At 39.6% G+C, this 14,245-nt stretch carries 13 protein-coding genes; 3 read left to right on the top strand and 10 right to left on the bottom strand.

Features of this window, described 5'->3' with window-relative positions:
* Window positions 1-4: 4 nt before the first annotated feature.
* The 8 genes from cysD to ACULLH_RS01765 form a co-directional block, all read right to left on the bottom strand.
* The gene (gene cysD / locus ACULLH_RS01800) at window positions 5-910 is read right to left on the bottom strand and encodes a sulfate adenylyltransferase subunit CysD (RefSeq protein WP_454087012.1); all 906 of its coding nucleotides are present in this window, start codon (window positions 908-910) and stop codon (window positions 5-7) included.
* Entirely contained in the window at window positions 903-1,505 is a 603-nt protein-coding gene (gene cysC, locus ACULLH_RS01795) for an adenylyl-sulfate kinase (protein ID WP_454087011.1), read from the bottom strand. The genes cysD and cysC overlap by 8 nt, the downstream gene beginning before the upstream one ends.
* Complete coding sequence (locus ACULLH_RS01790; protein WP_454087010.1) at window positions 1,487-1,918, bottom strand: DUF2061 domain-containing protein; 432 nt, start codon at window positions 1,916-1,918, stop codon at window positions 1,487-1,489. The genes cysC and ACULLH_RS01790 overlap by 19 nt, the downstream gene beginning before the upstream one ends.
* Window positions 1,918-2,733, bottom strand: coding sequence for a 3'(2'),5'-bisphosphate nucleotidase CysQ (gene cysQ, locus ACULLH_RS01785; RefSeq protein WP_454087009.1), 816 nt, complete (start codon window positions 2,731-2,733; stop codon window positions 1,918-1,920). Before cysQ ends, ACULLH_RS01790 begins: the two co-directional genes overlap by 1 nt.
* A 140-nt stretch (window positions 2,734-2,873) precedes the next feature.
* A complete protein-coding gene (locus ACULLH_RS01780) occupies window positions 2,874-3,932 on the bottom strand; it encodes a hypothetical protein (RefSeq protein ID WP_454087008.1) in 1,059 nt (352 codons plus the stop codon).
* 5 nt (window positions 3,933-3,937) lie between these two features.
* Complete coding sequence (locus tag ACULLH_RS01775; protein ID WP_454087007.1) at window positions 3,938-5,620, bottom strand: DUF6909 family protein; 1,683 nt, start codon at window positions 5,618-5,620, stop codon at window positions 3,938-3,940.
* A 247-nt stretch (window positions 5,621-5,867) separates the two neighbouring features.
* Window positions 5,868-7,364, bottom strand: coding sequence for a GH3 family domain-containing protein (locus ACULLH_RS01770; RefSeq protein ID WP_454087006.1), 1,497 nt, complete (start codon window positions 7,362-7,364; stop codon window positions 5,868-5,870).
* A complete protein-coding gene (locus ACULLH_RS01765) occupies window positions 7,365-8,237 on the bottom strand; it encodes a M23 family metallopeptidase (RefSeq protein ID WP_454087005.1) in 873 nt (290 codons plus the stop codon). It abuts the gene before it with no gap.
* 170 nt (window positions 8,238-8,407) lie between these two features.
* Here ACULLH_RS01765 and tatA point away from each other — a divergent pair, with 170 nt between their 5' ends.
* The 3 genes from tatA (at window position 8,408) to ACULLH_RS01750 (ending at window position 11,325) form a co-directional block, all read left to right on the top strand.
* Entirely contained in the window at window positions 8,408-8,602 is a 195-nt protein-coding gene (gene tatA / locus ACULLH_RS01760) for a twin-arginine translocase TatA/TatE family subunit (RefSeq protein ID WP_305069276.1), read from the top strand.
* 230 nt (window positions 8,603-8,832) lie between these two features.
* The gene (locus tag ACULLH_RS01755) at window positions 8,833-10,896 is read left to right on the top strand and encodes an OmpA family protein (RefSeq protein ID WP_454087004.1); all 2,064 of its coding nucleotides are present in this window, start codon (window positions 8,833-8,835) and stop codon (window positions 10,894-10,896) included.
* A 258-nt stretch (window positions 10,897-11,154) separates the two neighbouring features.
* Entirely contained in the window at window positions 11,155-11,325 is a 171-nt protein-coding gene (locus tag ACULLH_RS01750) for a DUF6747 family protein (protein ID WP_454087003.1), read from the top strand.
* 89 nt (window positions 11,326-11,414) lie between these two features.
* On the opposite strand, the gene ACULLH_RS01745 is transcribed toward ACULLH_RS01750, so the two are convergent.
* Entirely contained in the window at window positions 11,415-12,404 is a 990-nt protein-coding gene (locus ACULLH_RS01745; RefSeq protein WP_454087002.1) for a DUF4837 family protein, read from the bottom strand.
* A 97-nt stretch (window positions 12,405-12,501) separates the two neighbouring features.
* Window positions 12,502-14,133, bottom strand: coding sequence for a LysM peptidoglycan-binding domain-containing protein (locus ACULLH_RS01740; protein ID WP_454087001.1), 1,632 nt, complete (start codon window positions 14,131-14,133; stop codon window positions 12,502-12,504).
* Window positions 14,134-14,245 lie beyond the last annotated feature (112 nt).

Genomic DNA, 14,245 nt, shown 5'->3' with positions numbered 1-14,245 from the left:
GTGCTTAAAAATATCCTTGTTTCTTTCTGTCTTCCATCGCTGTTTCAGAACGCTTGTCGTCACTTCTGTTCCCTCTTTCGGTCTGACGCATAGCTGCTACTTCTTGGGCAATTTTTTCCACCGTATCGGCATCCGATTCTATTCCGCCGGTTATGGTGATGTCTCCAAGTGTTCTAAATCGAATTTTTTTTGTTTCGATTTTCTCGCTTTCATCCAATTGTAGGTATTCGGAATTCGGAATCCAAGAATTATTTCTCCATACCACCTCACGTTCATGTGCAAAATAAAGCGATGGGATTTTTATATTTTCACGTTTGATATAGTTCCAAACGTCCATTTCCGTCCAATTACTGATGGGGAATGCCCTGAAGTGTTCTCCTTCAAAATGTTTCCCATTAAAAAGGTTCCATAATTCTGGTCTTTGGTTTTTTGGGTCCCATTGACCAAAATCGTCCCGGTGCGAAAAGAAGCGCTCTTTGGCCCTTGCCTTTTCCTCGTCCCTACGGCCGCCTCCAATCGCACAATCAACTTTGTTGCTTTCAATGGCATCTAACAGTGTCGTAATCTGAAGCGCGTTCCTGGTAGCATTCTTTCCTTTTTCCTCTGCAACCCTTCCGGTGTCAATGGATTCTTGAACCGACCCAACTATTAGCCTAACTCCAAGAGAAGTGATGAGGTCGTCCCTAAATTTTATCGTTTCAGGAAAATTGTGTCCCGTATCCACGTGCATCAGCGCGAACGGAATTTTGCTTGGGAAGAACGCCTTTTTTGCCAAATGCGTTACTACTATGGAGTCTTTACCTCCTGAAAACAAAATCACAGGGTTTTGGAATTGCGCCCACACTTCCCGAAGCACATAAATAGCCTCAGACTCCAATTCATCCAAATAGTTCAAATAATATTTACTCATTTTCCTGAAGTTCTAATTTTTTCTGAATCGCTTTATAAATGATTTCAATACTTTCTTCAACGGTGTTTTTTTCCGATACTTCCACGTCAGCGTCATTCGGAGCTTCGTATGGTGCGGAAATCCCCGTCATATTTGTTATTTCCCCTTCTCTGGCCTTTTTATACAATCCTTTCACATCCCTTTTTTCACATTCTCCAAGACTGGTGTTCACAAACACCTCCACATAATTTTCCCCTTCGACGGTTTTCTTAATGAATTCCCTATCTTTTTTATAGGGAGCAACGAATGCCGCCAAAACCACTATTCCGGCGTCAATGAATAATTTAGAAATCTCACCGATCCTTCTATTGTTTTCGGAACGATCTTCTGGACTAAAGGTCAGGTCAAAATTAATCCCTCTTCGGATATTATCACCATCCAATACATATGTTTTTATACCAGAGTTGAATAATTTTTGTTCTAATGCGTTGGCAATGGTAGATTTTCCCGAGCCAGATAAGCCAGTAAAGAAAATTAGAAAGGAATTATGCTTGTTCAAAGCTCTTCTTTCCTTTCTATTAATCTTATAGTTATGTGTTATGATGTTCTTTTCCATTTTTTAGCTCTTTTTCTAATATCAAGGCCATAGTTTATGCGATACCATGCTCTTTCGTGCAAATAGTATAAAACCATCTTTGTAACTACTTCTGCGAAACCGATTTTTAGTCCGGTCAAAGGGTTTCCTGAAATAACCCAAGAAAGTAAAATGGTGTCCAAGGTTCCAATAACCCGCCATGTCACAGTTTTTATTAAGTGCCTTTTTTGACTACTGCCAACATCCACAGATAGCCACATCCTTTCATGAAGATAGTACAAAACCATTTTGGTGATCATCTCCGCCAATCCAATTTTTAATCCCGTAAATGGATTTCCGGTAATTAACCATGAAATTAAAATAGTGTCCAAGGTTCCTACCAGTCGCCAAGTAATGGTTTTGGCCAAGTGTCTTTTGTAGGATACCTTTCGCATTAGCCCTTAATAAGAAAATAACTGTTCAACAAATTTTCTTTATTATACTCAAGTTCCTCATTGGTCTCCTTGGATATAACTTTTAGGCCTACTGCATTACATATGGCATGGCCTGCCGCCGTATCCCATTCCATAGTAGGGGCAAAACGTGGGTACACATCGGCTTTGCCCTCGGCAACCAAACAAAATTTCAGGGAACTTCCTTTGGAAACAATTTCTATCTCATCATACTGGTCTTTTAGGTTTGATATGAAGCTTTCAGTGTCCGGATTCATGTGGGACCTGCTCCCAACCACACGGATCTTGCTCGGATTTGTAGTCCCTGGAGCTATTTCGTCTTTGGCTGTGAAAAAAGATTCAGGGAGCTTATGATTCTCGTTTAATCGAAGTTTGTAGGCCTTCTTATCCCCAGTATTGGCAAGGTATAATTCCCTGCTTACAGGCACATAGATCACGCCCATCACAGGAGACCCTTCTTTGATCAACGCTATGTTAACCGTAAATTCACCGTTTCTTTTGATGAACTCTTTGGTTCCATCCAAGGGGTCTACCATCCAACAGGTGGCCCATTGTTTCCGAACCTCAAACCCAAGTTGTTTGTTTTCTTCTGAAATTATGGGGATATCGGTTGGTATTAGATACTCATTGATCACTTTATTGGAGCATAAATCTGCCTCTGTGAGCGGAGACTTGTCTCCTTTTTCCAAAACTTGGTAATCCGTATTTTCATATACTTCTAAAATGGCTTTGCCCGCATCTACCGATGCTTCTATTGCTGTCTTAAGTAATTCTGAAATTTCAAGGTTGGGTTTCAATTCCTAAAATTTTTGCAAAAGTATGATAATTCTGTCGTCGGAAGGTAACAGTACCAACCTAAATAAATGCAAATATGTACAGTAGTAGTCGTAGTCGACAAACAAATACGTTTAACGGGTCGTTTTTATTGTTTTACATTTTAGGAAAGTCTATCGATACTGTAATTTCGGAGATATTTATTTATTTGAACTACCGTCAGTGCTCCAATCACAATCAGCAACAAAACTAGAGGAAATACAAAAAGATATCTGTTCCAGAAACCCTTCATTTCTACCCCCCTCGCTGGAAAATCACTAATAATATTCAAAATTTCCGATTTGTTGGCCCGTTCTTCATTAAGGTCGACCAATTTCTCCTTGATAACCTCCCTTTCCTGGACCAAAGCCAGTTCTTTGTTTTGTGATTCTCCGTTTTCAGCAAGATTAATACTTGTTCCCTGCATCGGTTTTTCCGCTTCTTTTTCCAAAACTCTTTTATATAGGTTCTGAAGAGAATCTATTTCAGTGAGCTGCTGCATATAGATGGAATCTTGAAGCTTCAAGTTTTCATCATTCACCTTTTTTTGTAGTTTAAAGTAATCATTGACGGAGATAGAGCTTATAATGGATGGTTGCGTTTTTTTGGCGACCAGATTATTCGTGCTTATTAATGAAATTTGATGAAACCTTGCATCTAAAGAGTTAAAGTTTTTAAGATAATTTTCAAAGTCAATAGTCTTAATTGTTGTGGTATCCAACTCCTTTATGAAATTGTCGAATAATTTTATTTTTTGATTTTCATCCGAATATGAGTCCACAAAAATCTTTTTAATGCTTGCCGCTTCATTTGTAGAAATATTCAAAGCCGAGGCCAATGCTACAGAGTCCTGGGCCTTTGCCAGGTCATTATAAAAATCAATGTTGTTATATAGTTGCTGGACACTGTTGAAATTAGGTTCAACCACCATCTTGGAAATATACTTTTCAGGTAAATGGTTGTCCAAGAAATATCCTCCAACACCTCCTGCAACAATTGCAACTGAAAGAATTAGGAAATGCTTCTGAATAAAAAGTAGAAACAAAATCAATAGATGGAACAACCCCTTAAAGATGCTTCCTATAAAGTTGAAGAACTTTTGAAAACCTCTTCCTATAATTTGAAACAATTGTCCCAAATCAATCTCTTCCGATGTGTTTTGGTTTGATGAGTGCTCTGCCATTTTTTCTAATTGAATATTTGTTTTAAAATCCTGTCTGTAATCAAATATGTAGGTTTTACCCCGGTAGTTCCCAATCCTCCGGAGGCCAATGTACTTCCTGTTTCCAAAGGGTTGTCCGAAGCATAGTAGGCATACCTGACCTTTACGTCTTTCTTAATGCTCTTTCTCACCTTGGAAGCTGACTGTATGGCCTTTTGGTAATGTACTCCTTCCATTTCCAGTCCAATAACACTCCAGGTGGATTCGTAGAAAAACCTTAATATATCTTTGTTCTGAAGTGAGGTCCCCAATACGGTTACCATGGTTCCCTCCAAAACTTTTAATCCATGATCCTCAAAATCCGCTGCACAAAGTTCATTTTCAAAGGGGTAGTTATCGGCTGTTCCTTCGAAAATATGTGCCGACGGAATCATCAAATCACCTTTACCTCCTTCCAAAATTCCGGCTTTTCCCATAATCGATATGGAGTCTACGTTCAAAAACTTTTTTTGGCCGTCCTGCTCCAAAGGTTTTAATAGCTCGTCTATGGTTTCATACGCTTGTTCTCCAAAGGCATAATCCATAACGAAGATAACTGGTTTTTCATCTTCTGGAATATCTTTCGGAAGTTCATAGCAACAAGCACCTTTCCCAAACTTAGCTGAATCAAAAATCTGTACATCGATATTTGCCCCGGAAGTATCATCGATGAAAATCATCCCATTTTTTGAGCCGGCGTTCATCACCTTCTTTCGTAAGTCCTTATTTCCCGATGAGCTCAATGCTTCATAAATGCTCAAGGATTTCGTATCCGGAAACTCTTTTGCCAGTGCTTTTTTGGCAAACAACGAATTCATGACACTGTGCATATTTGCACTTATGATATGAATGGGCCTATGGAGCAAATTATTATTGCTCAATGTTTCCTTGATCAGGTTTGCCCAGCGTTCACCGTGAATGTGATGACCTAATCGCTCGCGAAGCAAGGGGCTAAAGGTAATTGTACGTTTGTTTCCTGTAGTTTCTTCCTCAATGGCTAATTTTCCCAACCAAAAAATCACATCCAAAAACCGATCTTGGTCTTGTGATGTCTTTAATTTGTCATGAAGTTCAACTACCTCATCAAATGTCCTACCTAAAATATTGGCTGTATGGATCAAAGCGATTTCTCTTTCAGCATCTTCTTTTTCATCACTTTGGACAAAATCTGCCAGCTTGTCCCAATCACGAATGGTTGCCGTTCCATCCTCAACCAAAACCCTTTTGCTAATTTTTCCAGATTCGATGAACAAAAAAGTAAGGTGGGTCAAAATATCATAGATATCACTTCGCCCGCGGGTTATTTCAATATTCATTTGCTCATCGTCAATACGATAGCAATTTCTTCTTCGTTTTGGAGGTACGATAGCCCTTAAATGTGATTTGGAAAATCCCTCATCAGAAGTAAGATTGATAAACCTGCATTCTTCTATTCCCTTGGGAAGTCTTTCCAATACATATATGAGGCCGTTTAGCTCTGCTTTTTCCTCAGCGATTGAGCCATAAATCTCAGGTCTAAGCAATAAAAGAGCATTTCTAAGTGCATTTCCTGAAACGCCTGATGGTTTGTAAAATCCACGGTTGAGCAGGTGTCTCATGGTAATGTACATGCGCTCAATGGCATTAGTGGATTCTTGTGCCCGTGTAGTCTGTTTTACTTTGGTTGCCATAAATCGTTCTGGCAAAAATACATGAATTCCTACTAAAGTAGCACTGTTGCAACCCAATTAATATATCGGAAAAGTTCATATCGTATTTTACTTGTCCAAACCCGGCTGATAAATGTAAAGGAGGGGATTTTGAGTTTCTGTTTTTATTGACACGAATTGCGCCGATTTACACAAATGTTGTCAGAAAGTCCTCGATAACTGAGGAAACAAGATTGGAATTTGGTGCTTGGGCTTTGTGTTTAACCAGTTATAACTGAAATGGTTCCAAACCTTCTGCTACCTTTCTGTCATTGGATAGTCTTTGCACCTTATTTTGCCCACCAAACTTGCCAATGGCTTTCATATAGTCTTGGAATCCACCCGTGCGAATCTGGGTGATTATAAGAGATTGAAGTATGTTCCCCTCGATCAAATCGAAATAATAGCTATTCTGCTTTTTCATACTTTCCTCGATATGATTTGAAAACCTCAACAAGTCGGATGGAGCTTTTTCAAACTCAATGTACCATTCATGGTATGGTAATTCGCCATTTTTTGGAGCCGTTTGGGGTGCAACGGTGAATTCATTTACCAAAGCATCTGAGTTCTCTATGGCATATTTTATAGCTTCCTCTACTTCTTTGGCTATTACGTGCTCGCCAAAGGCAGATATAAAATGCTTTATTCTTCCAGAAACGACTATTCTATAGGGCTTTAAAGAAACAAACCGAACGGTATCTCCTAGGTTATACCCCCAAAGTCCAGCATTTGTTGATATCACCATAGCATAATCGACCCCAAGCTCCACATCGCCAATGGTATATCGTTTTGGGTTTTCTTCAAAAAATTCATCAGCCTTAATAAATTCATAGAAAATACCGGAATTCAGCAATAAAAGCATCCCGTCCTCTTTTTGGGAGTCCTGATAGGCAAAAAAACCTTCGCTAGCCGGAAAAAGTTCAATACTGTCCACCCTTTTGCCCATCAAATCTTCGAATTTGGCCCGATACGGTTCGTAATTCACTCCTCCATAAATGAACAATTGAAAATTTTTGAAGAGTTCCACCACCTTTTTTCCAGACTTGGCATTGAGTTTTTCAAAATACATCTGCACCCAGGAAGGTATCCCCGCGATCACGGTCATATCCTCGTTTTCCGTTTCTTCTATGATTTTGTCCACTTTGGTTTCCCAATCCTCAATGCAATTGGTTTCCCAGCTTGGAAGTCTGTTTTTTTGCAAATAGTTGGGCACATAGTGCGCTGAAATTCCAGAGAGTCTACCCAATTTAATACCTCCTTTTTCCTCTAAAATTGGGCTGCCCTGTAAAAAAATCATTTTTCCATCCACAAAATCGGCGTTCCCTGTCTCATGGATATAGGACAGAATCGCATTTCGTGAAGCCTCCACCTGGTATTTAATGGATTCTTTTGTTATGGGGATATACTTGGCCCCGGAAGTAGTCCCTGAGGTTTTTGCAAAATAGATGGGCTTATTGGGCCATAAAACATCGTTTTTACCATCAATTATCTCCTGAACATAGTTTTTTAGTGCTTCGTAATCCCTTACGGGAACATTCTGAACAAAATCGCGATGTGTTTTGATCTTGTCAAAACCGTGATCCTTTCCGAATTGGGTATGTTTTGCAGTGGAAATCAGGTGTTGAAATACACTTTGCTGGGTTCTAATTGAGTCATTTGCCCATTTAGCGGTTTTCTTGGATATATGCTTGGCAAAGAGTTTTGCCCCAAACGCTTTTAACGACATTTAGTTAAAATCAATATAGTTTAAGGGGTTTACCGGTTTTCCTTTTCTCCAAAGTTCAAAATGTAAATGGGGTCCGGTGGTCAATTCTCCAGTATTTCCAATAGATGCAACAATCTCCCCAGCCTTTACCAAATCGCCCTGAGCTTTGCTCAATGAGCCATTGTGTTTGTATACTGAAGTAAGATTATTGTCTTGGTGCTCGATAATGATTACATATCCTGTTTCGGCGGTCCATTCGGAGAATAACACGATTCCATCCGCAATGGATTTGACCGGAGTGTCTTTTGGCGCAACTACATCAACGGCGTAATGCTTGTTTTCAGGGTCATAACGTTGTGACAATGTGCCATTTACAGGTGAAAATAATAAAGTCCCAACATTTTCGGCATCCCGCTCAAACAAATTGTATTTGTCCTCCAGTTCAACTTCCTCCCTAAGCAGCAAGTCTTGGCGAATTGGAGTCAAATCAACTGTTGAAGGGTCCAATTTGTATTTTTCGAAAAGTGAATCGCGATTTACCTCATTATTTTCAATATCTCCTCTCAAAACAAGTCTTACATTATCTAAATACCGATTAGTATAGTTTAGTACAGTTACCAAAGAATCCGTTTTATATGTCAATTCGGTTGCTTGTCTTTTAAGACGGGTAGAGGAATAGCCAGGGATATACTCCCTTAAGGGAGTAAATGCGATTATTAGGGTGGTAAGCCCAATTAGGACAATTATAAAAAGTGTTCCTGTTACAAAAACGTTCAGCCTGCTAAGCTTAAAGGATATCTTTTCCTCAAAGGTACTTTCGTTCAATATCACCAGCCGATACTTATGCAGCAGCTTACGTTTTATTTCTTTTCTCTTTTTCTTGTCCCGTGCCATATTGGACAAAGATAGTTCTTGATTTTTATTTTGGTTGTTAAGCTTTTTAAAATACTTCAAACCGTCCTAATACCACCGACATCCACCACGAAACGCTAATTTTCGTTAATGATGTGGGGGCTTACAGTTCTTTTTAGTAATTTTACCCCTCATTTAAAGGTGTAGATGTTATGATTGCTCAAACTTTTTTTCTTGGTATGCTAGGTCCTTGGCAAATTGTACTGATTGTTTTAGTAGTTCTTTTGCTATTTGGAGGCAAAAAGATTCCTGAACTCATGAGAGGTTTGGGTAGTGGCATCAAAGAATTTAAAGACGCTTCCAAAGAAGACGAAAAATTGGAGAGCGGCAAGGAGTCTGATTCCTAATTCCATTTTTTTATAAAGGTTTTTCCTACGCAATCAATGCCCCGTATTTAAAGGGTTCATCGATAAAAAACCACATTTTTTACGCCTACACGCCGTAAAACATCTCATTCACAACAAAAAGTTATCCACGCTATTACCATATTTTATTTTAGCAGTTGAGACTTACGTCACTTTTACGACGTTGGTCACTTTTGTCAACCACCAGTGTTATTTGGTGTTGTGGAAAGATTATGAAAAACCTCATTCTAATCCTAATTCTTCTAGGTTCATTTGGGCTTAACTCCCAGGAGCTATCCCTATTGCAGTTCGAGGACGAAGAACTGTTTACTGGGGAAGTTAGCTCCGAGGATGCCGGTATGCCCGTGCAGGCCCCTTTCATCAAGCAATTGGAGGGAATGAGCAAACGTGCCCTGACCAGATTTGTCCAAAAGAAAGGAATCACGGCTAAGCTTATAAGAACCGCCGATGAATACTACGACAAAATGTGGTTTGCCGAAGCGGCCCGGGTTTATGACATAGTGCTTGAGAAAAGTAACGAAAAGCACACTTTCAAACTTCTTTCCAAAGCAGGTGATTCCCACTACTATAGTGGAAACCTTGAAAAGTCATACAAGTGGTACCACGAGCTTTATGAGACCTTTACGGATGAGATAACCGAGGATAGATTCTTTAAATACACCCATACCCTCAAAGGAACCGGTCGGTATCGTCGGGCCGCAAAGCTTACCAAGATGTTTAGGCAGCAACGAAACGAACCCTTCCAAGACATTGATGAGGAAATGATGACATTTAAAAGTCCAGTTCAAATTAAAATCAAAAACCTGGCCATCAATTCCAAGTATTCCGACTTTTCACCTATGTTCCATAACGATTCTGAAGTCGTTTACGCCTCTGCTCTTGATTCTTCCTTTTTGACCACAAGGCGCTACCGGTGGAACAATCAGCCTTTCTTGGATCTTTATGTTGCCAAAAGCGATGGACAAGGAGAAGAGTTGAACGGCTCCAAGAAATTCTCGAAAAAAATCAATACTAAGTATCACGAGGCTTCCGTAGCTTTTTCCCCTGATCAAAAAACAATCTATTTTACCAGAAATAACTATGGAAAAAAATTGAAGCGTGGTAAAAATGGTGTCAATCATCTTAAAATCTACCGTTCAAAACTGGTTGAGGGCGAATGGACCGACCCTGTTGAACTTCCTTTTAACAGTGAGAACTACTCCAATGGGCACCCATCCATAAGTCCTGATGGTAAAAAAATGTATTTCGTATCAGACATGCCGGGGGGTTATGGAGGTACGGATATATATATGGTGGACATCCATGAAAATGGCCGTTTTTCCACACCAAAGAACTTAGGTAGAACCGTGAACACCAGCAAAAAGGAAATGTTTCCCTATATAACGGAAAACGCGCTATATTTTTCTTCGGACAGAAATATGGGCATTGGCGGGCTGGACATCTATCAATCGGATTATGCAGAAGACATTTTTGGGGTTGCAGTCAATATGGGAGAACCCATCAACAGTAATCGGGATGATTTCTCCTATATTATTGACAAAAAAGGAGAGAAAGGTTATTTCGCTTCAAATAGAAAAGGGGGCAAGGGGGACGATGATATCTATTCCTTTAAACTTATCGAAAACCTGAACTCCATAGCCGGGATCGTAGAAGATGATGATACAAGCGAAATTTTGGCCGAGGCCACCGTTGCCTTGTTCAATAGGGATAAGGTAATTGTTGCTGAAGCGAAAACTACTCCAGAGGGAACTTTTGTTTTCAAAAATCTAAAACCTTTGACCAACTATACGATCAAAACAATTAAAGATGGGTATTTTGAAAATGAAATAAATATCTCTACAAAGAACAATATAACCGTAAACATTAAGCAATCCCTAAAAAAGCTAAAGGAGATTATCGTAGAGGAGAAGAATGTTAAAAAGATAGAGACTGAAACCATCTACTTTGACTTTGATAGGTATAACATTAAACTGCAAGCGGCCCATGAATTGGACAAACTTGTTGAGGTGATGCGGGAATATCCAGATATGGTGATCAAAATTGAATCCCATACCGATGCCATTGGTAAAAAGGCCTATAACAAATACCTTTCGGACAAACGGGCCAAATCTACACGGGATTATATTATCTCAAGGGGAATTGACCCTATGCGTATACAAAGTGCCATTGGTTATGGGGAGGAGCGTTTGCTCAATGACTGCGGAGATGGCAAACGGTGCTCCAGGGCGCGACATCAAGAAAACCGGCGATCCGAGTTCATAATCGTCGATATGTGACGAAACAACGTTATAAGAAGCCCCGAGAAGGGGCTTTTTTTATGACCATACTTTCAAAAGAATGCATTACATCGATAGTTCCCCTCGACATCCCGTTTTCCATCCTATGCATTTCATCGATGAAAAGCTATACTTTATAGTGTTTTGAGATTTAGCAGGACTTTCATCATTCATTTTTGGCCTTTCATCTGGTTGTTTTTCGGACTGATGAATTTGATCTAATCTTTGCTTTGTCTTTAAATCTTAAAAACTCGACTTATGAAAAAACTATTACTCGTAAAAGAAATTTATTTAGAAGGATTCAGAAACCTGGGTCATTATCTATTGGAAAGATATTTTAAAATCTTTGCATGGTTCAGCTTTGTAATGTTCTTTATTGTGCTTTACGCATTCGTTTATAGAATTTCAACTGGATTTGCATTTGATTAAAAAATCCCTTTTAAGCATTTAAAGAACAAAAAAGCCCAGGACATCTGGGGAGATACAACTGGGCTTTTTTGTCTTGCTTACAATTGTGGTCAAGAACCTAATTCGAACTTTACGGTCTTTAAAATAGCCTCAAGTTCGAACATATAATCCCGTTTTTCTTCGGAAGGGGCGAACGTGAACCCTTCAAGTATCAGTTTTCTGTTATTCTCCTTATCATTAATAATGTAGGTCAAGAAAGGGCCTGCCATTGGGTATCCATTAATTTCCCAAATGCCTCTAGCTTCTGCAGCCTTTTTCCCGCCAATCTGCGCAGGATAGATATAGGGTGAAAATGCCTTTTCCGTCATCATAAACGTTCCATCATAAGGTCCCGGAATATATTTTTTCCCAATGGAATCCCGCATCTTTATAATGTCGGTTACAAAGGTGGAATCGTTAGAGAAACTGTCCCAAGGCATCGAATACGCCAAAATGTTCATAGTTCCTTTTGGAATCTGGATATCCATCCAAACAAAATTCTTCTCCCGTTTACCAAGTTTATATAATGATGGGATTTTTAGGCTGATTCCAAACTCTTCCTCAAAGGCCTTTTCCTTGTTCAATGAACGTGTAAAGCGTTTTTGCGCTTCTCCAATTTCAACCTTTTTAAAAGCCGCAATGGCCATCCCGGCCAATGAATCAAGGTTATGGGCAAAATCGTTATAGGTCTCTCCTTTGATTACAGCAATTTTTTGGGGTTTGGCATACACGTTTGTTTTTATGTGTGCCAATGAAAGGGTGTCTTGTTCCACAAAAAGCACCGATCTGGAATAAGCGGTAGCTCCCTTAAATACCTGTGGTGGAATTTGTGTTATCGTGAATTTCGGTTCCCCTTGCGGAAGTCCGCGTACCGGAGCTGCGAAATGTTCCCTTATTTTGTCTCCAACACCACCCTTCCAAAGTTCAGTATCCATAACCACCATCAAGGAATTGATTCCCCCGGTGGAAGGTGGGAGAAATCGCTTTTTCGGTCCTGAATCATTGCATGCTGCCATTACCAAAGCGATAATGGTGAGGTATAGTATTCCTAATCTTTTCATCTGTTTAAAATTTTCAACTAATCGTAAATAAATTGCTTGAAAATTTAAGATTCCATGCAGCCACTCGTTGCACTCGTTCTTTCATCTTGCATTAAATTTACGAAGAACAATCGCACAATTTCAGTTTTGTGCCGGGTTTTAAATTATTACCGCTAAGACCGTTCCATTCACGTAAATTTTCAATAGAAACTCCGGGATACTTTCTTGAGATTGTCCAAAGGGAGTCGCCTTCTTGCACAGTATGCACTTTTGCTCCCCCTGCAACCGTACCGGAAGCTGATTTTGAAGTGCTTTTTTTAGCTACCGTTTGTTTTGGAATGTAGGGTTTTCTAGGAAATATGGTAAGTCGTTGTCCGATTCTCAAATTATTGCTACGCAAACCATTCCATCTTTTGATCTGGCTTACACCAACGCCGTAACGTTCCGCTATTTTACCAAGATAGTCCCCACTCCGTACTTTATATCTTATCTGGTTTTTGGTCTCCACAAGCTGTGGTAACGGTTTTTCAAGGGAATCCAGTTCTTTCTTTGCATAATCATAAATGGCTTCCTCGTTACTCACAAACTTTCCAATCTTGGTAATGGGCAATCTTAGTGTATAGGTTTTGCCCTTGATTTTTGGTATGATGTTCAATTTGTAGGCTGGATTCAACATTTCCAACTCCTCTGTACTGATATCCACCAACTTAGAAATCTGGTCGAAGGTGATAAGGTTTTTCACATGCACTGTGTCCGTTTCAAAATAAGGTCTCTCGGCTTTTTTGTATTGCAGGCCATGTTCATCGGCATACTCAAAAATGTACATGGTTGCCAAAAATGCTGGAAGATAGCCAGCAGTTTCACGGGGCAGATTTCTTCTAATATTCCAGTAGTTTTTGTACCCTCCCGACCTCCTAATGGCCTTGTTCACATTTCCAGGACCAGAATTGTAAGCGGCCAAGGCCAAATCCCAATCATTAAAAATATCATGAAGTTTGGATAGGTATTTGCTGGCTGCCTTGGTTGCCAAAATGGGGTCATGTCTTTCATCAACATAACTACTTACATCCAAACCATACATTTTTCCGGTGCTATACATAAACTGCCACAGCCCTTTTGCTCCGACCCGTGATCTTGCACGTGGGTTCAATGCCGATTCCACAATGGCCAAATATTTTATTTCCAAGGGAATGTCATTGTTGTCCAATTCTTGTTCAAAAAGTGGAAAATAGAACTGACTTGCGGTAATCATGCGCTGCATCAGGTCCTTTTTGCGTACCAAAAAAGATTTGATCACGCGTTCCAATGAAGGATTATAAGAAATGTTGAAAGGCGTTTTTTCATCCATTCTTGCCAATCTGGCCTTTAAGGTGTCTGTTGGCAAATCGACTATGGTCAATTCTTCGCTTGCCGGATTTTGTACCTCAAGCAACATTTCGCTAAACAACTGTGCACTGGCATGTAACTCCTTTAACCATAGGCTGTCATAATTTCTGGCTTCCTGTAAATCTTTAAGGTGGAATTTATTGTCCTTGTCAGACTTAACAATCTGCTGCCCATCAATCTGGTTTGGCTGAATCTTTAAATCCGTAATGGGTAGTACGGAAACAGAATCCTTATCAGTTACAAGGGGTAAAGTCTTTGTTTCTCCATTTTGATTTACCACTGTAGAATCCACTTCCTGCGCACTAAGGAATGAAGCTGAAAAGAGCAGTGTCGCCGAAAGGGCGATTTTAAATTTTTGGTTCATTTTGGACAAGGTTTGGTTTTGGGGCAAACGAAAATGATGTTTTTTTCTGAAATATTAAAGTTTTCAGTCTAAAACATATCATAAAATAGCGCCTTGCCTATTACTTCATAAC

The organism is Flagellimonas sp. 2504JD4-2 (assembly GCF_053642935.1).
The sequence above is the reverse complement of the archived record's forward strand: the minus strand, read 5'-3'. Positions and strand labels throughout refer to the sequence as shown.